A 263-nucleotide genomic window follows, 5' to 3' on the forward strand; every position below is an offset into this window, starting at 1 on the left:
ATAGACCAGCCGCGCGATCTTGGGATGGTTCGCCAGCACGTCGGCAATGCGTGCAGCCGTGTCGGTCTGCGCGCGCACGCGTACGCCGAGCGTCTCGAGGCCCTTGAGCAGCACCCAGGCGTTGAACGGCGAGATCGAAGGGCCGGTCTGGCGCATAAAATTGTGGATGTGCTCGGCGATGAAGGCTTCCGAGGACAGGATGATGCCGCCCAGACATCGGCCCTGGCCGTCGATGTGCTTGGTTGCGGAGTAGACGACGACGT

Annotated in this window: 1 protein-coding gene; it reads right to left on the reverse strand. The window is 63.9% G+C overall.

All coding sequences use genetic code 11. The annotated features are described in order from the left end of the window. On the reverse strand, window positions 1-263 hold a 263-nt coding region (locus tag C1X29_RS30015), incomplete at both ends, for a PLP-dependent transferase (RefSeq protein WP_173940222.1).

Source organism: Pseudomonas sp. GW456-12-10-14-LB2 (genome assembly GCF_002884345.1).
In the GTDB taxonomy this organism is placed as follows: Bacteria; Pseudomonadota; Gammaproteobacteria; order Pseudomonadales; family Pseudomonadaceae; genus Aquipseudomonas; species Aquipseudomonas paraglycinae.